A 20,900-nucleotide genomic window follows, 5' to 3' on the forward strand; every position below is an offset into this window, starting at 1 on the left:
TTGGCCATTTGTAGTGTATCCAAACTGATCACAGGATATACAGAGTTGACCGGGTTTTATGGATTTTCACAGAAAAAAAGACGGGCAACGGTCAAGCGTCCGTCCTTCCTGTCTTAATCAATTATTCAGCGCTATACTTCCCTTACTTCCTCAATATGTGACACATCTCCTTCAACGGCCACGTGAAACGTCCCACCGTCAACTTCAATGATCGTCACACTCGTGCCGTACATATACGGCGGCGACCACAGGTGGTCAAGCGGCGTGTCTTTGAACGCCGCCATGAGCGTTTTCAGCACGACGCCGTGAGTGACGATTAACACCGTTTCTCCCTCGTGCCGATCAACGATGCTCTGCACCGCTTCAAGCGCCCGCTGCTGCACGTCACAAAACCGCTCGCCTCGCTGTGGAGCGTACAGATGGGGCGCGTTCCAAAAATGGTCGAACGCGATCGGATCCATTTGCCGAATCTCGTCATGCGTCTTTCCTTCCCAATCGCCAAGATGAATCTCGCGCAGCCGCTCGTCTTGATAGATCGGAATGAGCCGCCCGCCGCGGACAATCTCCGCCGTCTCAAGCGCCCGGCCGCTTGTGCTTGTGTAAATCGCGGCCAATTCCACCGCTTCAAGCCGCTTTCCAAGCCGCATGGCGTCTTGCCGCCCTTTTTCCGTGAGCGGCGAGTCTTGCCAGCCTTGCATCCGCCTTTCGACGTTCCACTTCGTTTCCCCATGTCTGGTCAAATACAAGGTTGTCGCCATGTCTTCCCTCATGTCTCCTCTCTATTAATCTACCTCTCATTCAACCGCCCGCTCAGGCAAGCGAAACGCAACAGATCCGCTTTTGTCCGTTTTCATCTCTGCTTGAATGCCTTTTGGCAACACTGCCATTGGATCTGTATGGCCAAAATCGGCATCATACACAACCGGAAACTCGTACCCGCGTGTCATCCGCTTCGTTTCACGAGTTTCGTTAACTCGATTCTTTCCGGCGTTTCGATGCGCTCGATGGCACGAAACCCATGGCGTTCGTAAAAGCGAATGGCCGGCGCGTTGCCGCTTCCGGTCGTCACGACGATCTCGCTTATCGACGGCTCTTGCTTGATGACAAAGTCGAGCAACGCGCTGGCGATCCCTTGGCGGAAACAATCCGGATCGACCATCAGCCGGCAAAGGCGAAGCGTCTTCCCATTCCGCTTGCAAGCGATCGCCCCAACGAGTCGTTCCCCTTGAAAATAGCCGAAAAAGCGCTCGCCGCATCGTTGCAGAGAAGCGATCGTATCGTGAAGCGGCGGGAGCGCCGTGCTGCCGATGATCTGCGCCTCGATCGTATACGCGCGCCGCTGTAGGTGCAGCACCTTAACGGCCGTTTCGTCGTCTGCTATGTGAAGTTCCGCAATCATGCTCCTCTCCCTTTCGATGGCGAAAAAGCGGCCGAGCCCGGCCGCTTATCATGAATGAATCACTTCCTCCATCGCCTCTTGCAGCGAATGAAAGCCTTTTTTCTCCCGACCGTCTTTTCGAACGGTCCATTCCTGCTTCTCAAGCGCCAGTTCACCGCGTTCGTTTTTTACAAACGGCATGTGAATGGTGATCATCTCATCGTCTTTGTTGATCGTATAGCCGACATAATAGCGATTGCCTTCACCATGCTCTTCAAAAATGCCGACTTGGTCGAGTCCATAGGCTTCCATCATCGGCTCGAGCGTGTCGATGAACTCCTCGATCACAACGCTTCTTGGCGCAAATTCCATGGTTTTTCCTCCTCTTGCCTAGTCATCAAGTGTAGTTTGCGGCAAGCCGAGGAAACTCATGAGTGGAAATGACCGACTTATGACGAAGGCCCATTGCAAGCCGTGCGGTTGTACTCCTCAAGCCATTGCTGCAACTTTTCCGCTTCGAGCGAGCGGCTGAAGTAAAACCCTTGTGCATAGTCGCAATGCATTTGCGAAAGAAGCGCCACTTGCGATTCACTCTCCACCCCTTCGGCCAATACTTCAATATCCAGGCTTTTTGCTAAATGAATGATCGTATCAACAATCGTGGCATCTTTCGAGTTTTCCGCAATGCCTTCAATGAAACTGCGGTCGATTTTCAACAGCGACACTGGCAAATTGCGGATGTAAGCCAATGATGAAAAACCGGTTCCAAAGTCATCGATCGCCGCCTGCACACCGAGACGTTGCAATTCGGTTAAAATGTGCTGCCCTGTTTCGATGTTTTCCATCAGTCCGCTTTCGGTCACTTCCAAAATGAGCCGATCGGGCGAAAGCCCCGTCTCCCGCAAAATGCGCTTCACATGCTCGATGAGCTCCGGACGATTGAGCAAAAACGGCGACAAGTTGACTGCGAGCTTGAGGCCCGGAAATTTTCTTTCCCACTCTTTCACTTGACGGGACGCCTGTTCCAACACCCATAATGTAATTTCAAAAATAAACCCGCTTTCCTCCGCCAACGGAATGAAATCGAGCGGCGGAATTTCACCGAGCGACGGATGACGCCAGCGCAAAAGCGCCTCAACCCCCATCGCCTTTCCTTTAGCAAGTTGCACTTTCGGCTGATAGCATAAATACAACTGCCCGCGCATAATGGCAAACGGCAAATCTTGCTCGATCACCGCATGCCGATGCTCGGTCGGCCGGTAAAAGGCATAGCCGTTCCGCCCCCGCTCTTTCACTTCGTACAACGCTTGATCGGCATATTTCATCACTTGCTCGATCCGATCGCTGTCTTTCGGGAAAAAAGCGATGCCGATCGACAATGTTGATTGAATCAGCTGTTTTTCGTAATAAAACGGCTCGTGAAACGAACTGACAAGCTGTTCCGCCAAGGCGGTCATCTCTGTTTTCGTTATGTTCGGCAGCAAGAGAACAAACTCATCACCGCCGATGCGGGCAAAAAAGTCGCCGGGACGCAACGCCCGCTCGACGCGCTTGACCGCCTCGCGCAAAAAGTAATCGCCGGCTTGATGGGAAAAATGATCGTTGATCCATTTGAATTTGTCAAAATCCAAATAACAAAGAGCAAACGGCGTCTGACTCGCGATCAGCTCATGAATATGCCGCTCGAAATAGCTGCGGTTGGCGATGCCCGTGAGCGAATCGAAATAGGCAAGTTGGCGCAGCTTTTCTTCGTACCGCTTCCGCTCGCTGATGTTTTTCACGGTCACAATGACGCAATCGAGCGTCCCCGCTTCATCGATGATCGCCTTCCCTTGCGCCTCCATCCAAACCCATTCGCCTTTCTCGCCTTGCTTGCGAAATTCGGCGGATTGCGTCTCGTATGTATCGTACAGCTCAGCCAATTTTTGTGCCACGACCGGGGCGTCATCAGGGTGGACAAATGTCAGCACCTCTTCGTATGACACTGGAAGGCGCTTGTTTGTTTTTCGCTTCCATGACGGCGGAATGTATGACAACTCACGATTGGGAGAAAAAATCAACACGTAATCGTTCGAATGCTCAACAATCAGCTGCAGACGCCGTTCCGCTTCGGCAAGCCGCGCTTGCAGGCCGCTCTCCTCCGCTTGGCGGCGAAGAACGCATAAGACGGCGGCCGTCTGTCCGTTTTCACCGATGATCGGCGACACGCCTGCAACCAATAAGCCGTCAAGCAACTCCCAGCGAAAGGCAGCCGGGCGCTGTTTCACCCGTTCAACCAACGCCCGTCCTTCGACGGACAGCGTCCTCTGTTCTTCTTCACTCAGCGCCAAGCCGGCAAAAGCCGGATTGTTGTAAATGATCACGCCTTGCAAATTCAAGATGACCACTGCTTCTGTGAAGTGATGGAAAAAGGCCGTATATTTGTCCATGCAATTGCTACCTCGCCGTTTCACCAAAATAAGCGATGTCCACACTTCCATTTTCACGAAAATCACGGCAAAAATCAACAAATTTCGCAAACATTTTGTCAAAAATATGGAACTGCCCACCGGTGGCCTTCCGGTCACCCGGTTTGCCGCTGGCGGGCGCGAGTGGGACACGTTTGGCAGCACGTCCCTCCTTTTGTGTGCACGTACAGGCAGCACGTCGTCCGCTGCATGCCGCTTGCTCCTTTAAAAAAGCGGCGAAGTGGGTTGTCTTTTTGTCCAAACAGGCGGCCGTCGGCTTCATGAATAAGGAAGCGGAAATCATCGCGCAGCCGGTCGGCGACCGGGGCAAGCGACTCATCCTCAAGCCAACGTTCATATACCCAATACACGTAAATCGCGACATTTTCCCATAAGACGAGCGGCGATATGCGCGTCAGACGCCGCAACCGAGCGATGAGCGGAGCGAACAAGCCGGCGAACACGTCGCGAACGACTTGCTCGCGCCAGCGGCTGCGCTCAATGCCGCACGCCTCCGCTTCCGGCGGCTCAAAGCGAAACCGCGGCATCCACATCTCCCCTTCGCCGTCCGTGTCAAGCCAAATTCGTCCAGGATCGAGCACAAGCCGCTTGTTCCATACCGACATGGCGTATAGCGCCATCGGTGCCAAAAAGCTTAATCGTTTGACGAGCATCGACGCCGCAACGGCGTCATTTGCCGCTCCCATCTCGGTGCGGACGTGCGCGACATACTTCGCGAGCTGCCCGTCGTCATGAAGCAGCCAAGCAAACAACATCGACGACGAGACATCAGCCGCCCCGCTTGAAAAACGGTACGTTTCCAACGTTTTCATTTCGTCTTCACGCAGTCTCATCACGATACGCCTTCTTTCTGTAAAATTCGCCGTCCTTTCCCATACGGAATGCAAAGCGGGGTGCCAAAGATCGGATCGTACGTGATTTGGCAATCCATTTGGAACACATCTTTCACGAGCTGGCGGGAAATGACGTCTTCCGGCTTTCCTTCGGCATACACCGTTTTATCGCGAATGGCGACGAGATGATGGGCGTAACGGCACGCTAAATTCAAATCGTGAAGCACCATGACGATCGTCCGCCGTTCTTTTTCATTCAGCTCAAACAATAAATCTAAAATGTCAATTTGATGCGCGAGATCCAAATACGTCGTCGGCTCGTCAAGCAAAATGATGTCTGTTTCTTGCGCTAATGTCATGGCGATCCATGCGCGTTGGCGCTGTCCGCCGGAAAGCGAATCGACCGGCCGCTCGGCGAATTCGGCGAGTCCAGTTGCCTCTAGGGCCCGCACAACCGCCCGCTCATCTTCGTCACTCCATTGCTTGAACCACGTTTGATACGGGTAGCGCCCTTGCTTCACAAGTTGCAACACGGTCAGTCCTTCCGGAGCCATAGGCGACTGCGGCAAAATGGCGAGCCGGCGGGCGATTTCTTTTGTCGGCTGTTTGGCGATTTCTTTTCCATCCAGCAGCACAGCGCCGCTTGTTGGTTTTAGCAGCCGGGCCAAGGCGCGCAGCAACGTCGACTTGCCGCAGCCGTTCGCGCCGATGAACACCGTGATTTTTCCTTTTGGAATCGTCAAGTCTAAACGGTCAATAACGATCGCCTCGCCATAGGATAGCGTCAACTCTTTCGCCTGCAACCCATGCATGCGCATCCCTCCTTATAATTTCCGACTTCGGTACAATAAATAAATGAAATACGGTGCTCCAATCGCCGCGGTAAACACTCCAGCCGGAATTTCCGTCGGCGCCAAAAGCAGCCGCCCAGCCAAATCCGCCCCCATGACGAACACACCGCCTAACAGCGCAGCGGTCGGAAGAAGAGCGCCAAACGCCGAACCGACAAGGCGGCGCGCCATATGCGGCGCCATCAGCCCGACAAAGCCGATGCCGCCGGCGAAAGCGACCGCGCCGCCGGTGAGCGCGGTGCTAAGCAAAACAAGTCCTAGCCGTTGCCGTTCGACCGCGCCGCCAAGCCCAATCGCCAGCTCATCGCCCAGCTCCTGCACATTGACATGCCGCGCGGCCAATATCGCCACAAGGAGCAGTCCGATGACCCATGGCGCCATGAGCGAAACGTGCTGCCAAGAAGCTCCATACACACTGCCCGTAATCCACACGTTTGCCTGGCTCGCCCGATAGATGGGTCCTGTGATCATCAACAGTGTCGTCAACGCCTGCATGAGCGCAGAAACGCCGATGCCGACAAGCACGAGCCGAAGCGGGGCGAGGCCGTTTTTCCACGCCAGCATATACACGAGCCAAGCAGCGGCCGCTGCGCCGAGAAAGGCGGCAAGCGGCAGCCAGTGGATGCTGACGGTCAAAGAGTTGTTTTCATCGCTAAACAGCGCCAAAAAGCCAACGACCGCGGCCGCCGCTCCGCCGGTGATGCCGAGCACATCCGGCGAAGCGAGCGGATTGCGCACCATTCCTTGCAAAATGGCACCCGCGGCAGCCAGCGCCATTCCGGCCAACCAAGCGACAAGCACACGCGGCAGGCGGAACGTCACAATCACCGTCTGATGAATTTCCTCTCCGTATCCGAACAGCGCGGCAGCGGCCTCAAGCGGGGACATGCGCATTTCGCCGCTGCCAATGCTGATCAGGAAAAGTAAGACGGCCGCTGCTATGAGCGCGGCGAGCACCGCAACAGCTTTTTTGTCATAGAAAAACGAGATGTGTTTTCCCATTCGGACCGTGATGTATTTTTTCATTTTGCGGCGATCCCCCTGCGGGCAATGTAGATGAAAAATGGAACGCCGAGCAAGGCGGTGACGATGCCGACCGGCACTTCGCGCGGCATCAGAACGTAGCGCGCCCCAATATCGGCCATAAGAAGCAAAATCCCGCCAAGCAAGGCGCAGTATGGAAGCAGCCAGCGGTGGTCGACGCCGGCCAGCGCCCGCGCCATATGCGGCACCATGATGCTGATAAAGCCGATCGGACCGGCAACAGCGACCGAACCGCCGGCGAGCAGGACAACTAAGAGAGCGGCGGCCGCTTTAATGAAGGTTGTCCGCTGCCCGAGCCCTTTCGCTACATCGTCTCCCATCATTAAGATGTTGACATGGCGCGCCAGCAGCATGGACCCAAGCCAGGCGGCGGCCAAATACGGAAAGACGGCTGCCAACAGCTCGAGCTTCCGGCCGGCGACCGACCCGGCCAGCCAAAAGAGCACTTCTTCAAGCGCTTTTTCATTCATCGCCAGCATCCCTTGCGTCAGCGAGGCAAATAAAGCCGCGACCGCCGTGCCGGCAAGCGTCATTTTGAGCGGCGTCAGCCCGTCTTTCCCCGCGGCGCTGATCACAAACACGATCAACGCCGCCATCGCCGCCCCCATAAATGCGACCCAAGACAACATTTGCAATGAAGAAATGGAAAAAAAGGTGACCATCACAACAATCAAAAAACCGGCCCCGGCGTTAATGCCGAAAATGCCTGGCGAAGCGAGCGGGTTTCGCGTCAGCGCTTGCATGAGCGCTCCGGCCATCGCCAAGCTGGCGCCAACGGCAGCCGCAATCAACGCTCGCGGCAGCCGAACCGTCGCCACGACTAAATGGGCATTCGATCCATCATTGTCGATGAGAGCCGCCACCGCCTGCCGCCAACTCGTATCGGTATATCCGCAAACGATGCTCATCCACATGGCGGCAAGCAGCACAATCAGCAAACCGATGAGGCCAACCATTTTTTGACGGTTTGTCACCAGCATCTCTGAGATCTCCCTTGCTTCATTTTCTATATCTCTATCGTCAAGTCTATTTGATAATGACTCTCATCGTCAATGTTTTTTCACGTTTTCTTATGATTTTTTTATCATTTTTTCATTTTATAGTTGACAATGATTCTCACTTTTATTACTATATAACACGGAAATGAAATTCATTATCAAATACAAAGGGGGATTGGCTAGTGAAATCACGACATCTCACCCTTCTTTCCGCCTTCATCCTTTCCCTCCTGCTTCTTGCCGGCTGCGGCGGAAAACAGGAAGAAACGGCCAAACCGAAGGACAGCAATCAATCGAAAGAAGCAAGCTACGCAGTCGAACACGCCATGGGCACGGCCGAAATCAAAGGCACGCCCAAACGGGTTGTTGTATTGACAAACGAAGGAACAGAAGCGTTGCTGGCGCTAGGCATAAAGCCGGTCGGCGCCGTCAAATCGTGGACGGGCGATCCGTGGTACGACCATATTAAAGACAAAATGGACGGCGTCAAAGAGCTCGGTTTGGAATCAGAGCCGAACGTCGAAGCGATCGCCGCCTTGAAACCAGATTTGATTATCGGCAACAAACTGCGTCATGAAAAAATTTATGAACAGTTGAAACAAATCGCCCCGACCGTGTTCTCAGAAACGCTGCGCGGCAACTGGAAAGACAACTTTATGCTCTATGCGAAAGCCGTAAACCAAGAGGCAAAAGGGAAACAAGTCATTGCAGAATATGACAAACGCATTGAAGACTTAAAAGCAAAACTCGGTGACAAGCTGAAGATGAAAGTATCCATCGTCCGCTTTATGGCTGGCGACGTGCGCATTTACCATAAAGACTCGTTCTCCGGCGTCATTTTGGATCAACTTGGCTTCGCCCGCCCGGAATCGCAAAACGTAAACGACTTTGCGGAAACCGGCGTGACGAGAGAACGCATTCCAGCAATGGATGGCGACATCCTGTTCTACTTTACATATGAGACGGGGGACGGCAAAGCGAGCGAACTTGAAAAAGAATGGATCAACGACCCGCTCTTTCAAAACTTAAATGTCGCTAAACAAGGAAAAGTATACAAAGTGAGCGACACGATTTGGAACACGGCTGGCGGTGTGCTCGCGGCTCATTTGATGTTGGATGATATTGAGAAATATTTCTTGCAAAGGCAATAATCGCCCGCTAACGAAAGGCAGAAGCGGTCAGCTGCTTCTGCCTTTTTCCTCTTCCATCATTCCTGCCCTGTGGCTCGTCTCGACGCTAACTTCATTTCCCAAGGGCAAAAATATATAGATGCAATTTAAAGCTTTAACATTTTTCGTCTTTGCCGGTCATTGCATCCGACTGTCGAGTGACCGAACAACGCCGCTTCCAGACCCATGAATGGGTCTGTGAAGCGAGTCGTTGTTCGGTCTTCCGTCACGCTAAGGCGTGACGGAGGCAAGCCACACGCTTGCCTTCGACAGTCGAAAATGGGCAAACCACTTTTCTGTCAAGGATATGTTAAACTTCTTTGTTGCATCTATATAGTTGCTGCTTATCCATCGGTATGGTACATTCAAAATGCAAACCTCGCACGGAAAGGAAGAAAGATGGTGAAACGCTCTACCTTCATCACCGCATGTGTATTGTCATTCAGCGTTCTGCTCTCAAGCTGCACCGATGACGGCGTTCAGGAACAAAGCCACTCGCAGATGACGAAAACCGCCACCGGCGATATTCGGGAGACGACAAAATCGATCGAGCATTTGCCAAGCTTTTTGAGCGCGTTTGAAGAAGAGATGGCTGCCTTGTACCAACAGGCTGCTGAACACCGCGAGCTGCTTGAGAATATCCCTTGCTATTGCGGCTGCGGGCAATCAGCTGGCCATAAGAACAATTATGACTGCTTTGTCTATGAAAATAAAAAAGACGGCTCGGTCGTCTGGGATGATCATGCGACCAAATGCGGCGTCTGCCTCGACATCGCCGCTGAATCGATCGCCGCTTACGATCAAGGGAAATCGATCAAAGACATTCGGCATATGATCGATGAAAAATATAAAGAAGGCTACGCCGAACCGACGCCGACAAAGCCGCTCTAATACGAACGAAAAAAAGCGCCAAATCCGGCGCTTTTTTCATTGCAGCCAGTCCCCCGTTTGCCCCACCGAGCGCCCACTGCTTTTCGATCAACAGAAACAAGGCTGCTGAAACTGGATTTCGCTCCTCTCAAGGAGAGTTCACAAAGGCTTCGCACAGGCAACATCAACACCGGCTGAGCGCGGCGTACAAGTCATGCAATGTTTCGATGCCGCGCTGGCGGAATTCATCAAGCAAGATCGCCCATAGCTTCGCCATCGCTTCGACGTCGCCATCCGCCGTATGGCGGCGCGGGCAACGGATGCCATAACAAGCTAACGCATCGTCAAACGTCGGGCACGAATGGCCGATCAGCGTCATCATCGGCTGCAAGTCGACAAAACGTCCGCTCCATTTTTGCCGATAATGGCGCCAAAGGGCATGGCGCAAAAACGCCAAATCATGGCCGATATGATAGCCAATTAAGACGCCGGCGGCAATAAACGGCACAAACGTGCGCAGCGCCTCGGCAAGCGGCGGAGCGAACACCACATCCTTCGCCTCAATCCCGGTCAAGGCGGAAATATGTTCCGGAATCGGCTTTTCCGGCTTGACGAGCGTCATGTACGCATCCGTCACGACTCCTCCAACCGTTTTCGCTGCCGCCATGGCCAAAATTTCATCGCCTTGCTCCGGGGAAAAGCCGGTCGTTTCCATATCGATGATGACAAACGGGATGTCAGTCAAACGGTCATGCCAATCGATGATGTGCTGTTTTTCCTTTTGCAGCGAGCGAAGCCATGTTTCCTGTTGCAGCGAATGGTCATGCCCAAATAAGGCGGATGATGCCTCGCGCGGAACGCCGAGCGACAACAAGCGGAGCGCCCGTTGCCAAAACCGGTGCCGCTCATGCATGAATGTTAGCCACCCGCCGGGCGACAAAGCGCTGCAACCGTTTTGCGGTGCGCATCGCTTGTTTCAGCTGCTTTTGTTCCGTCCGCTCAAGCGCCCGCCATAACACATATTCACGTCCGTCCCCCGCCTCAGTGCTGTACTTAAGGCGAATCGAATAGTAAACAGAAAGCGCCTCGCAAACGGCGTCGGAAAGCGGCGCCGTCAATACGCCATTCGCTTCAAGCGCCCGCCGCCGCTCGGCTGTGCCCGCCGTCGGGACGTGCGCAAAACAGGCCAACCATTTCAGAGCGTTAGTGAGTTGCACGTAGCCGCTTTGTTTCATATGAACGGCCCCGCTGTACGGCCCCCATCGCTCCGTTTGCACGTTGCCCAGCCAACCGAGCGGAACCGGAGGAAATTGAACGTGCTCGCCCATGCGCGCCAACAGCGGCGGCCGTTTGGCCACCGCCGCAAACAGCGCCTTTCTTGCCTTCTCAGCCAATTCTGCTTCCCCATAAAGAGGCCGCATATCCATTGCAATCAACAAAAAACGAATGTCGTTCGGCCACCCGCTGTCTAAATAGGAAGAAAGTTGTTGCTCCCAACCGCGGACCGACTGCGCCCACCGCTTGTTCGTCGCCATCACGTAACCGGAGCAGTACGGATAGCCGGCCTCATGCAACATGTCCACCCCAACCGCCGCCATATGGCGAATGAATTCATAACAAGCCGCCTCCTCTTCCTCAGGACAGTTGAATAAAATGCCGTGGTCCTGGTCCGTCCAAATCGTCGGCTCACACCGGCCGATGCTTCCCATCACATACCAGCACCACGCCGGGGGACGAATGCCGACCGACCGTTTCATCGTCTCCCGCTCCGCAAGGAAGAACGCGCGGCGAAGGATGGCTTCATGCACACAAACGACGTCGCCTGCAAGCTGCTTCATTTGTTCAGGTGCTAGACAGCGCCGCAGTTCGCGCGCCAGTTCATCGTGGCAAAAACGAAGTTCGGCGGCCGACTCGGCTCGGTTTAGCCGCTCGACCACCTTTGCCGCCAACGATTCCATCACCTTTCCCCTCCTGGCTACTGCTGGGCGAGGGTCTTGGGCTGATACGTCGGATCGAGCTGTTCCGGATAGCCATAAGAACCGTGCTCGCTAATATCAAGACCTGAAATTTCTTGTTCCGCCGTGACACGCAGCCCGATCGTTTTCTTCAGGGCATATAAGATGACAAACGAAACAGCAGCGACATACACCGCAGCGCCGAGCACCCCGACCGTTTGCACAATCAGCTGATCAAATCCGCCGCCGTAAAACAGTCCAGCCTTCCCGATGCCCGTGATCTCGACTAAACGCGGCGAGGCGAAAAACCCGGTTGAAATCGTGCCAATAATGCCAGCGACACCATGGACGGAAAAAGCATAAATCGGATCGTCAATCCCTTTGCGTTCAAAGTAGATGGATGTCCAGAACGTAAACGACCCCGCCACTGCACCGATCACAACCGCCGCCCACGGTTCGACGAACGCGCACGCGGCGGTAATGGCAACCAAAGCCGCGAGCACGCCGTTGACCATCGCTGGAATGTCCGCTTTGCCGACCAAAATTTTCGCCGTCACAATCGCGGCGATCGCTCCCGCCGCGGCGGCCAAATTCGTCGTCAGCGCGACATAGCCGAAAAATCCGTCGCCAACCGCCATCGTGCTGCCAGCGTTAAAGCCGAACCAGCCGATCCATAAAATCAATCCGCCAATGACCGTATATACTTGGTTATGCCCAGGAATGACGTTTGGAGTCTTATCTTTATTGAACTTGCCGATGCGCGGCCCAAGCAAAATTGTAGCCACGAGTGCCGCAATCGCTCCTTGCAAGTGAACAACGGTCGAACCGGCGAAATCTTGCATTCCCATTTTTCCAAGCCAGCCGCCGCCCCACACCCAATGGCCGATCACCGGGTAAATGGCGATCGTAAAAATCGTGCCGAAAAGAAAATAAACAGACAGTTTCGCCCGCTCAGCGAAGCCGCCCCAAGCGATGGCCAGCGACACGCCGGCAAAGCCGAGCTGGAATAAAAATTTGAGCTCGAGCGGCACATTCGCCCACGACAACGAGTCAAACGTTCCTTTTCCTTCTTTTAAAAACCATCCTTCCGTCCCGATGAAGCTATTCCCAGCCCCAAACGTAATCGCAAAGCCGAACGCCCAAAACGCCAATGAGGCGATGGCAAAGCTTAAAATTTGTTTGCCAGCCACATGCCCGGAGTTTTTCATGCGCGTTGATCCGGCCTCAAGCAAAGCAAACCCTGCCTGCATGCCGATGACGAGCACCGCCGAAAGCATGACCCAGAGTGCATCCAGCCCAAGCGTCAACGTTTTTTCATCCATTTTACGCATCCCCCTTTTGTCATTTATCATCCCTTTTATATGTCATAATATATAACATAAACCAACCAAAAGCAACGCGTGTTTTTGGTTGCAATCGGTTTCAAACACAAAAAGTTTGTTAAATTTCTTAACAAAAAAAGAATGCCCCTCATCACGAGGGGCATTCCTCACAGTGTTACGCCACACGAATGGGCTTGCCAAACGGCACGCGCGGCATATAATCGTCCGGCACAAGCCAAAACACTTCATAGTCGACTTCGAGTTCTTCATAAAAATAGCCGGTTACATCGGTAATGTAAAACAACGTATCGATTTTTTGCGCAGCGGCCCATTCCAACACTTCGGTGTACGACGATTTCCCGTGCTTGAAATATTTAATCGTCGCCACGCCAACCGGAGAGACATCGCGAATTTTAAAATCCGCTTGGACGAGCAGCGTATCCGGACGCAGCTTTTCAAACAGCTTCACAATGTTTTGAATGAGCATTGGCCGCTCCGGACGGTTTGATGTGTCGATCGCCAACGCGATGGAATGGTCTTTCCGCTCTTTGAGCAACGCCAATAAAGCCCGCTGCCATCTCACGATGATCATCCCCCTTATATCGGTGAATCGCCGTGCGCACTACTAGTATAGACGACGATGGGGGAAAGTACGAACTGTTTTTCTTTCCTTTTTCCCCTCCCGTTTCACAAACATAAACCAAAACGCCAAGGAACAGCTCCTTGACGTTTCTTACTACTGCGAAAGGGGGATGTTCGAACCATTTTCTTGATTCACTGCCGCCTCAATCGTTCCTTCTGCATACACATCGCTTACCTGTTCGCGCGTCTCAGAGAGCGCCTCATACACAAACGACTCGTCCCCGCCATCTGCCGGATCGTATTGCTGCCCCGCAATCGCAACGGGCCGTTTCTTTTTCGTCATCCACCATTCCTCCTACATGAATGCTGTTTCGTGATTAGTGTGAAAACAAGAGCGAAAAATGAACAGAGGAAGTTTATGGATGATGAATGCATATAGAAAGGCAAACGTGGCAAACTAACGAATAAACAACGATCAAGAGAGGATGATAGCCCCGATGAGAAAGCCAACACGAAACGACAGCGTTGAACAGCAACAAAAAAAGCAGCAACCGGACAAAGACAGGGAAAAACAGCCGGGATGCGGCGATAAAAAACTAGAAGGTCCAAACCATCCAGCAGAATAAAGGCGGCGAATCCCAATGAGACATTTGCTTGCGTTAGTGCTGAAATATTTGCTGACCGCCACGGTGATGTTTGCCATTTTACCGCTGTTTTTGCGCATTTCATCGGCAGAGATTTTATGGTTCAGCCTTTGGCTGACGCTTGTCGCCTATGCGCTCGGCGACTTGTACGTTCTGCGGCGCCTTGGCAACGTCTCAGCGACGATTGCCGACTTTGGACTTGTGTTTGTGGCGGTATGGATCGGCATCGGCGCGTTTTATGACATCGCCGGCGCCGCCATATTAAACGCGGCGTTTTTCTCTGCTCTGCTTACAGCGTTCGGAGAATTGCTGTTTCACGCCTATGTGCTGCGATTTGTCACTGTCGAGCACGGTGAAAAAGACGCCCCGCTCATCGGCCGCCAATGGCAAACGGAGGCGGCAGAAGAGTTTGATGTCCGCGCCGCCCGCCCGGACGGCAACGATCGTGAACGAGCGGAACAAGAGGATGAACAGCATCATCAAGAGCCTCCCCATCCCCCCATCCTATGAAGGAGGAACAAATGTTGGCGGCTGCAGTCTGAGACGCCAGCCGCTTCTCCTTCCTTCCAAACAGGGCTTCAACGTGAATGACTCCACCTTTGTTTGGAACATTCAATGGCTGCATCTCCACTTCGTTTTGGGTTGCGCCCTGTACAAAAGGGAAGTGGGGGAGCTTCAATTGGGAAATCATAACACAGATGGCGAACGAAAAAACGGGTGTCTTCTCGTTCGCTAGACACCCGTTTCGCATGAGGATCTTTGGTTTTTCGGCGCTTTCTTCTACAGCCATGGGCGGATCCATCGGACGTTTGGCCGCAAGCCGAAACAGGACGATCTCCTATCCGCCCTTATTGCTCCGGTCGCTTCAGCGCAAGCAGCGTCTGTTTCAATTCCGCTTCCATCGCCGCCAGCTCGCGTTCGGCCTGCTGCCGTTTTAAGCGGCCTTCCGCTTGGATTTTCAACGTTTCTTCGAGCGTAGCGATCAAATTTTCTTGTGTTCGCTTCAACGTTTCGATATCAACCAAGCCACGCTCGTTTTCCTTGGCGATTTCGATGCTGTTTGTTTTTAACATCTCCGAATTGCGCAATAACAGCTCATTCGTCGTTTCGGCGACCTGCTTTTGCGCCGCAGCCGCCCTTTGCTGCCGAAACAGCGTCAAGGCAATCACGACTTGATTTTTCCAAAGGGGGATGGCATGCAAAATCGACGATTGAATCCGCTCGACAAGCGTTTCGTTCATATGCTGAATCATGCGGATTTGCGGTGCCGTTTGAATCGTCACTTGCCGGCTGAGCTTTAGGTCATGCACCCGCTTCTCAAGCCGCTCGGCAAACTGCCGCAAATCCTGTACATCCTGCCATGCCATTTGGTCGCCGGAGCGCTCCGCTTCCGCTTGCTTTTCTGGAATCGTCTTCGTCCGCAGCTCTTCGAGTTTGTATTCCGCTGCCGCAATATAAATATTGAGCGCTTCAAAATAGTCTTTGTTTTTTTCATAGAGCGTCTCAAGCATCATGATGTCGCGAAGCAACAAATGCCGGTGCTTCTCAAGCCGATCAGCGATTTTGTCAATTTCAACGCCGATTTTTTGGTATTTCGCCACCATCTCTTGCAGCGGCTTGGCCACTGCGCCGAACAAGCGGGACAGCCACCCTTTTTTCGCCGGCATTAGGTCATCGGGGTTGACCTCCTTAATTTTGGCCATCAGTTCGCTGATCACTTCGCCGACCGGCCCAGCGTCTTTCGTTTGCACATGATGCAAAATCGCATGAGAAAACTTCGACAGCTCGGCTTGCGCCGCCACACCGTATTGCAAGACGGCCTGATGGTTGGCCGGGTCGATTTGTTTGGCGAGCGCAAGCGCTTTTTCCCGATGCTCAGGCTTCAACGCATCAAGCGCGCGCGCCGGCTTTTCTTCCTCCTTGAGCCGCGATTCGGCCGGCGAAGAAAACGGCTTTGCAAGCAGCTCATCAAGGGAACTTGTCCGTTCCAGCCCTTGCAGCCAATCCGTCGATTCCATCCCGTGATTCCGTTCGTCCATCGTCATTCTCCTTTCTTTGACAGCGGCAGACGAAGCCCATCCGATTGTCGGAGCGATCGCTCGAGCCATTTCGCTTCCGTTTGCAGCGACCAGATGTCGTTCGATAACACCTCAAGCAACTGCCGTTCAGCCGCTGAAGTCAGCTCGTCAAGCACTCTTTCCGTCTCCTGCAACGCTTTTGCCATATCGGCGCTTTGCACCGGCTGCTGCGCCAAATAAACGTATTTCTCCACCATCTCCACCGCCGTCGGCCATTCGTTTAAGAAAAATGGCTGGGCGAGGCGCAGTTGATGTGGTTGTTGCTCGATGGCGCGAATGATTCGATCGACGATGGCACTCAACCGGGAAACCGTTTGCCACATCACCACAGAACGAAGCCGATAGCGAGCGCGACGCAGCCGCTTCCATAACGCGCGCGCTTCGCCAAGCTGGCTGCGAACGTAGACAAGCTCCTCAGCGGACACATCAGCCGGCAGGCGATGATGCCGCCTTTTCATGATGGCGGACACCCCCCACATCGCCCCCATTCCGGATAAAATCGAAGGCCAAAAGCGAAAATCAGCAGTGATGAATACGATCACCGCGACGATGACCCCTGCGTTCCATGAGACAAACCAACGCCATATCGTACGAAGCAGCTGCTTCATTGTCCCTCTCCTTCTTTATCTTTTCTTTCATTATAGCATGTCCATTCCATGATACGTACAAGCGCCCAAAGAAGTTTCATCGCCAACTGGACGGCGCGCATAGGACAATGGCCGTTTCGAATAGGCTATAGTAACAGGGCCATCGAAAGGGGAATCGGGATGAAAGCGATCAATTGGCAGCTTGTCTCCTTTGTCGCGATCTCGCTGTTGAAAGAATATTGGTGCTATGCCGGACTGCCGCGCGTCTACTATTGGCAGGCGGCGGATGATGACAAAAAAACTGCCTAACAGCAGAAGGAGGGAACACGATGCAGCCTTGGCACCGCCCCACACCGCCAACCGCCTCCCGCGCCGCACTGACCGTCACCGGCCAAGGGACAGTCATCGCCAAGCCAGACACCGTCCTCATTGCGCTCGGGGTGCGCACCGAACACGTCCATATTCAAGAAGCGCTTGCTGACAACGCGAAACGCACCGACGCAGTCATTGGAGCACTCAAGGCGCTTGGCGTGCAAACAGAAGATTTGGAGACGACGGCGTTTTCCATCTATCCCCAATACGAACATCACAATGGAGCCGACGTATTATCCAGCTATGGAGTCGAACATTGGCTTGAAATCACCGTCCGCGACCCTAAAAAAGCCGGCGCCATTTACGAGGCGGCCGTTGCCCATGGAGCAAACCTCGCCCGCGGCTTGGAATTCCGTCTAGCAAACGAACAAGCCTATTACCAGCAGGCATTGGCGTTGGCCGTGAAAAACGCCAAAGAAAAAGCGCTGGCCATCGCCCGCGCTCTCAGCTTGCCTCTTTATGACACGCCGATTGAACTGAAAGAACAGTCATCGATCCGGCCGACGCCATACGGTCCGGCTGTTCTCAGCGTTCCCTCATCAGCGCCGCCTGTGCAGACGCAAGATGTTGTCATTACCGCCGTCGTGGAAGCGGTATTTGCTTATTCGTTCATTTCGTGATGTCGACTTCATGGACACGAGCGCCGCCAAACAGCTCGACGCGGGTGGTTTTCTTTTTCCCGTTCGAATGGACGATGGTCACAGCGTACGCGCCCGGCAAATACGGGCCGATTTTTTTGACAAATGGGTCTTTCGTCGCCTCCTCTTCCGTTTTCACCCCATTGACGACAAGCGACGCCTCCGGATCATCGACGCGCACATGGAGAAAATAGAGGGCTGGCTCAAACACATACCGGTCCTCAAACACATGAATCGTAAACACCGGCGGGTAAGATGTCAATCCTTTAATATACACGTGGCCGCTCTTGCGCTGGCGGGCAAACTCCCGATCTAGCTGTTTATACGCTTCTGGGTGCCGTTCCACATACACGAACAACGGCGCCAACGTTTTCTCGTTGATCGGCACGCTTTCCTCCGTCACCCGCAGCATCGCCTGCAAAGCGGCCACATCGCGGTCTTCGATCGCATCTTTTAAACGCATAATGGCCATTTCTCGGCTCGCGGCCGTCTTCAACGCCCCATACCCGCTCCAAAGAAGCGTGCTCGCCCCCCACAGAACGACGATGGCGACAAGCAGCCAGCCGATGAGACGGTATTGCTTTTTTCTCCTCTTTTCCCGAGACAAAACGCGCGCCTGCTGCCTCTTTTCGCTGCGCGCCAACGCCGCGGCGCCGTTCTGACCGCCGCGGCTTCCCGTTTCCCCCTCAATGGCATCCGGTTCGAACACGCGCGGTTTCATGAGCGCTTCCCCTCTCCTTCTCGCTGTCTAGTTCCACTTTATGTCAGAGACAGGGAATATATGTTACACGAACAACGGTGCGCTTTTTATTATACCCGCCTGAGCGAAAAACGGATAGCCGTTTGCACCGCCCATTATCGCGAAAACGAAGCGTTCGGTCGCTCCATTCGCCGCCCGACTTGTTGAAACATCCAGGCGTATAAGGCCGCGCTTCCTAGCGCCAGCATCCCAAGGACAACAAACGTCCATGCATAGCCGATCCATTCCGCCGCGGCGAGCGACAGCGGCGCCAACATCCGCCCAATCGTAAAACGGAGACTGGCGGCGGCAAAATATTGGCCGCGCATCGCCTCCGGAGCCAAGCGGGAAATGAACGACTGCTGCAAGCCAGCTGTCATCAACTCAGCCAGCGTAAACAGCGCCATGACCGCGATCAATCCGAGCAGCGAAGACGTTTGACTAAACAGCCACATCGAGATGCCGTATAAGACGGATGAACCGACAAACGCCTGCCGCTCCGAGTAGCGAGACATCCAACGCGTCACAGCCACCGTGCATAGTGCGACCAACAGACCGTTTTCGGCAATGAGCCAACTAAAGGCGCTCGCGCCGTCAATCGTCCATCCTGCCAATGTTTCGGCTTCGACCGTTTCTTTTGTATATACCGGGATCAGCAAGTCAAGCTGTGTAAACGTTTGTGCCACCAACACTCCAGCAACGATAAACAGGAAAAAGACACGGTCGCGTACAATGATGGCATACTGCTTGAACTGCGTGCGCAAAAAAGACTGCCATGTCCCTCTCCTTTGTTGGCCGGCTGCGGCTAGAGGCGCCGTCTCACGCAACGTTTTGGAGAGCAGTGTTGCCATCGCAAAACATGAACATGCCGCCAAAAGCAATAAGGCAAACCGATGCTCAGCATAAAAAAGACCGCCAATTGTCGGGCCGATGACAACAGAAATATTGATGGATGTGTAAAACACAGCAAACACATCGCTCCGGTCTTTCTCCGGAACCACATCGGACACCATCGCCTGGCTCGCCGGCCAATAAAATGACCCGCAAATGCCAGCCAGCGTAAAACTAAGAAATCCAACAAACGGCGACGACCACCACGGGGAGCTGGCCAAGGCGAAAACGAAAAACGCCGCCCCCTGTCCGTAGGCGGATAACACCATCATCCGCTTGCGTCCGAATACATCAGCACAATAGCCGCCCATTAAATTGGTGATGACCGAGAACAACTGCGAAACAATCAACAACAACCCCGCTGTCTCTTTGCCAAAGGCATCGGCAAAATAAATCGATATAAACGGAAAAAACATCCAAAAGGTCGTATTCATGAGCGCCTCGCCAAACAGGCGCACTTTTAGGTTGCGGTCCCAATCGCGTATTCGCATCCGCTGTCCCCCTAATCTTTCGTCTTTCGAATTTCTTTGGAAATTATATCATATTTTTATAGGGGATCGGAGAAATATTTTTCAAATAAAAAAGGGCTGACCCAAAAGGGTGTTTTTCCTTAAACCAAACACAACATATTGTTTCATGCCTATATACATAAAAAAAGTGTCCCGATCCTTTTGGGACACCCTCGACTTGCATTTCTTTTGTCTCTTACTTGCGGATGAATTGCTGCGTCCAAATATATCCATTTTCTTCAAAACCAACGCCGATGTGCGTAAAGTTTTTGTTCAAAATGTTCGCGCGGTGGCCTTCACTGTTCATCCACGCATTGACGACTTCCTGTGGTGTGCGTTGGCCTTTGGCGATGTTTTCCCCGGCAGCCGTGTACGAGATGCCGAATTTTTTCATCATCTCAAATGGAGAACCGTACGTCGGGCTGTTGTGCGAGAAGTAGTGGTTCACGGCCATATCGCGCGATTTTTCGCGTGCGACTTTGCTGAGGGCCAAGTCAACTTGAAGCGGCGGCAAGCCGTATTTTGCCCGCTCTTTATTCGTCAGTTCAACGACTTGTTGCTCATAGGCGTTTAAGCCAGTTGCTTTTTGCGGTGCTACTGTTGGGGCCGTCGCTGGCGTTTTCGCCGGTGCTGGCGTATTCGCAGCCGGTTTCGTCGCTGGCTGTTTGACCGTTGCCGGCGCTTGCGGTTTTGTCGTTGGCTGTTTTGCCGCCGGTTGTTGTGTTGCCGGTTTTACGGGTTGGAACGACACGAACGGGAAGTATTGTTGCAGCCATTTCTCAAAATCTTGAACGTTTGTGCTGACATATTTTACTTGATACGCATTCGCTGTCGGACACGTCGTCCCAGCTGCTTCCGTTTTCGTTGCCGCGAACGAAGCGCCGGCGAGTGCGACCGAAGCTGCGATTGTTGCTACCATTTTTTTCTTCATCGGAATTCCTCCTTGTATCCTCTATTTGAAAGTTTCAGAGA

Annotated in this window: 25 protein-coding genes; 6 read left to right on the forward strand and 19 right to left on the reverse strand. The window is 53.4% G+C overall.

Annotated features, from left to right (window positions below; genetic code table 11):
* Positions 1-131: 131 nt before the first annotated feature.
* The 9 genes from ABS784_RS14930 to ABS784_RS14970 all read right to left on the reverse strand — a co-directional run bounded on the left by ABS784_RS14930 (position 132) and on the right by ABS784_RS14970 (position 7,554).
* A complete protein-coding gene (locus tag ABS784_RS14930) occupies positions 132-758 on the reverse strand; it encodes a histidine phosphatase family protein (protein WP_031212871.1) in 627 nt (208 codons plus the stop codon).
* Between the two features lie 36 nt (positions 759-794).
* The gene (locus ABS784_RS14935; protein ID WP_013145567.1) at positions 795-947 is read right to left on the reverse strand and encodes a peptidase U61; all 153 of its coding nucleotides are present in this window, start codon (positions 945-947) and stop codon (positions 795-797) included.
* Positions 944-1,399 (reverse strand): GNAT family N-acetyltransferase, encoded by a 456-nt coding sequence (locus ABS784_RS14940; RefSeq protein WP_011230961.1) that lies wholly within the window; start codon positions 1,397-1,399, stop codon positions 944-946. The genes ABS784_RS14935 and ABS784_RS14940 overlap by 4 nt, the downstream gene beginning before the upstream one ends.
* Positions 1,400-1,447: 48 nt before the next feature.
* Positions 1,448-1,750 carry a DUF5634 family protein gene (locus ABS784_RS14945; protein ID WP_013145569.1) on the reverse strand — a complete coding sequence of 101 codons (303 nt, stop codon included), beginning with the start codon at positions 1,748-1,750 and terminating at the stop codon, positions 1,448-1,450.
* Positions 1,751-1,827: 77 nt separating this feature from the next.
* Positions 1,828-3,807 carry a putative bifunctional diguanylate cyclase/phosphodiesterase gene (locus ABS784_RS14950; RefSeq protein WP_025039196.1) on the reverse strand — a complete coding sequence of 660 codons (1,980 nt, stop codon included), beginning with the start codon at positions 3,805-3,807 and terminating at the stop codon, positions 1,828-1,830.
* Between the two features lie 134 nt (positions 3,808-3,941).
* Positions 3,942-4,679 carry an IucA/IucC family C-terminal-domain containing protein gene (locus ABS784_RS14955; RefSeq protein ID WP_014195638.1) on the reverse strand — a complete coding sequence of 246 codons (738 nt, stop codon included), beginning with the start codon at positions 4,677-4,679 and terminating at the stop codon, positions 3,942-3,944.
* Positions 4,679-5,491 carry an ABC transporter ATP-binding protein gene (locus ABS784_RS14960; protein WP_011230957.1) on the reverse strand — a complete coding sequence of 271 codons (813 nt, stop codon included), beginning with the start codon at positions 5,489-5,491 and terminating at the stop codon, positions 4,679-4,681. Before ABS784_RS14960 ends, ABS784_RS14955 begins: the two co-directional genes overlap by 1 nt.
* 12 nt (positions 5,492-5,503) lie before the next feature.
* On the reverse strand, positions 5,504-6,556 hold the full coding sequence (locus ABS784_RS14965) for a FecCD family ABC transporter permease (RefSeq protein WP_014195636.1): 1,053 nt from the start codon (positions 6,554-6,556) through the stop codon (positions 5,504-5,506).
* Positions 6,553-7,554, reverse strand: a complete 1,002-nt coding sequence (locus ABS784_RS14970) for a FecCD family ABC transporter permease (RefSeq protein WP_352513028.1) — start codon at positions 7,552-7,554, stop codon at positions 6,553-6,555. The genes ABS784_RS14965 and ABS784_RS14970 overlap by 4 nt, the downstream gene beginning before the upstream one ends.
* A 200-nt stretch (positions 7,555-7,754) precedes the next feature.
* On the opposite strand from ABS784_RS14970, the gene ABS784_RS14975 reads away from it, so the two are divergent.
* Both ABS784_RS14975 and ABS784_RS14980 read left to right on the forward strand, forming a co-directional pair.
* Complete coding sequence (locus tag ABS784_RS14975; RefSeq protein WP_011230953.1) at positions 7,755-8,723, forward strand: ABC transporter substrate-binding protein; 969 nt, start codon at positions 7,755-7,757, stop codon at positions 8,721-8,723.
* A 417-nt stretch (positions 8,724-9,140) separates the two neighbouring features.
* Positions 9,141-9,632, forward strand: coding sequence for a PCYCGC motif-containing (lipo)protein (locus ABS784_RS14980; RefSeq protein WP_014195631.1), 492 nt, complete (start codon positions 9,141-9,143; stop codon positions 9,630-9,632).
* Positions 9,633-9,795: 163 nt separating this feature from the next.
* Here the strand turns inward: ABS784_RS14980 and ABS784_RS14985 are convergent, their stop codons facing one another.
* The 5 genes from ABS784_RS14985 to ABS784_RS15005 all read right to left on the reverse strand — a co-directional run bounded on the left by ABS784_RS14985 (position 9,796) and on the right by ABS784_RS15005 (position 13,813).
* Positions 9,796-10,524, reverse strand: coding sequence for a 3'-5' exonuclease (locus ABS784_RS14985; protein ID WP_014195630.1), 729 nt, complete (start codon positions 10,522-10,524; stop codon positions 9,796-9,798).
* Positions 10,517-11,569: a DUF294 nucleotidyltransferase-like domain-containing protein gene (locus tag ABS784_RS14990; RefSeq protein WP_011230949.1), complete on the reverse strand. Its 1,053-nt coding sequence runs from the start codon at positions 11,567-11,569 to the stop codon at positions 10,517-10,519. The genes ABS784_RS14985 and ABS784_RS14990 overlap by 8 nt, the downstream gene beginning before the upstream one ends.
* A gap of 17 nt (positions 11,570-11,586) precedes the next feature.
* Positions 11,587-12,888 (reverse strand): ammonium transporter, encoded by a 1,302-nt coding sequence (locus tag ABS784_RS14995; protein WP_014195628.1) that lies wholly within the window; start codon positions 12,886-12,888, stop codon positions 11,587-11,589.
* A 175-nt stretch (positions 12,889-13,063) separates the two neighbouring features.
* Entirely contained in the window at positions 13,064-13,471 is a 408-nt protein-coding gene (locus ABS784_RS15000; RefSeq protein ID WP_014195627.1) for a VWA-like domain-containing protein, read from the reverse strand.
* A 153-nt stretch (positions 13,472-13,624) separates the two neighbouring features.
* On the reverse strand, positions 13,625-13,813 hold the full coding sequence (locus ABS784_RS15005) for a YozQ family protein (protein ID WP_014195626.1): 189 nt from the start codon (positions 13,811-13,813) through the stop codon (positions 13,625-13,627).
* A 154-nt stretch (positions 13,814-13,967) separates the two neighbouring features.
* On the opposite strand from ABS784_RS15005, the gene ABS784_RS15010 reads away from it, so the two are divergent.
* Entirely contained in the window at positions 13,968-14,096 is a 129-nt protein-coding gene (locus ABS784_RS15010) for a hypothetical protein (protein ID WP_014195625.1), read from the forward strand.
* A 15-nt stretch (positions 14,097-14,111) separates the two neighbouring features.
* Complete coding sequence (locus ABS784_RS15015; protein WP_013145584.1) at positions 14,112-14,624, forward strand: YndM family protein; 513 nt, start codon at positions 14,112-14,114, stop codon at positions 14,622-14,624.
* Positions 14,625-14,962: 338 nt separating this feature from the next.
* On the opposite strand, the gene ABS784_RS15020 is transcribed toward ABS784_RS15015, so the two are convergent.
* Positions 14,963-16,153 carry a toxic anion resistance protein gene (locus tag ABS784_RS15020; protein WP_014195623.1) on the reverse strand — a complete coding sequence of 397 codons (1,191 nt, stop codon included), beginning with the start codon at positions 16,151-16,153 and terminating at the stop codon, positions 14,963-14,965.
* Positions 16,154-16,155: 2 nt separating this feature from the next.
* Positions 16,156-16,800 (reverse strand): 5-bromo-4-chloroindolyl phosphate hydrolysis family protein, encoded by a 645-nt coding sequence (locus ABS784_RS15025; RefSeq protein WP_014195622.1) that lies wholly within the window; start codon positions 16,798-16,800, stop codon positions 16,156-16,158.
* Positions 16,801-16,959: 159 nt separating this feature from the next.
* On the opposite strand from ABS784_RS15025, the gene ABS784_RS15030 reads away from it, so the two are divergent.
* Together ABS784_RS15030 and ABS784_RS15035 are read left to right on the forward strand one after the other, a co-directional pair.
* Positions 16,960-17,088 carry a hypothetical protein gene (locus ABS784_RS15030; RefSeq protein ID WP_013145587.1) on the forward strand — a complete coding sequence of 43 codons (129 nt, stop codon included), beginning with the start codon at positions 16,960-16,962 and terminating at the stop codon, positions 17,086-17,088.
* A gap of 20 nt (positions 17,089-17,108) precedes the next feature.
* The gene (locus tag ABS784_RS15035) at positions 17,109-17,771 is read left to right on the forward strand and encodes an SIMPL domain-containing protein (RefSeq protein WP_014195621.1); all 663 of its coding nucleotides are present in this window, start codon (positions 17,109-17,111) and stop codon (positions 17,769-17,771) included.
* On the opposite strand, the gene ABS784_RS15040 is transcribed toward ABS784_RS15035, so the two are convergent.
* The 3 genes from ABS784_RS15040 to ABS784_RS15050 form a co-directional block, all read right to left on the reverse strand.
* Positions 17,761-18,510, reverse strand: a complete 750-nt coding sequence (locus tag ABS784_RS15040) for a zinc ribbon domain-containing protein (RefSeq protein ID WP_062898577.1) — start codon at positions 18,508-18,510, stop codon at positions 17,761-17,763. The genes ABS784_RS15035 and ABS784_RS15040 overlap by 11 nt on opposite strands.
* Positions 18,511-18,644: 134 nt before the next feature.
* Positions 18,645-19,910 carry an MDR family MFS transporter gene (locus tag ABS784_RS15045; protein ID WP_011230939.1) on the reverse strand — a complete coding sequence of 422 codons (1,266 nt, stop codon included), beginning with the start codon at positions 19,908-19,910 and terminating at the stop codon, positions 18,645-18,647.
* A gap of 214 nt (positions 19,911-20,124) precedes the next feature.
* A complete protein-coding gene (locus ABS784_RS15050) occupies positions 20,125-20,859 on the reverse strand; it encodes a CAP domain-containing protein (RefSeq protein WP_352513034.1) in 735 nt (244 codons plus the stop codon).
* Between the last annotated feature and the right edge of the window lie 41 nt (positions 20,860-20,900).

Source organism: Geobacillus sp. G4 (assembly GCF_040327975.1).
In the GTDB taxonomy this organism is placed as follows: Bacteria; Bacillota; Bacilli; order Bacillales; family Anoxybacillaceae; genus Geobacillus; species Geobacillus thermoleovorans.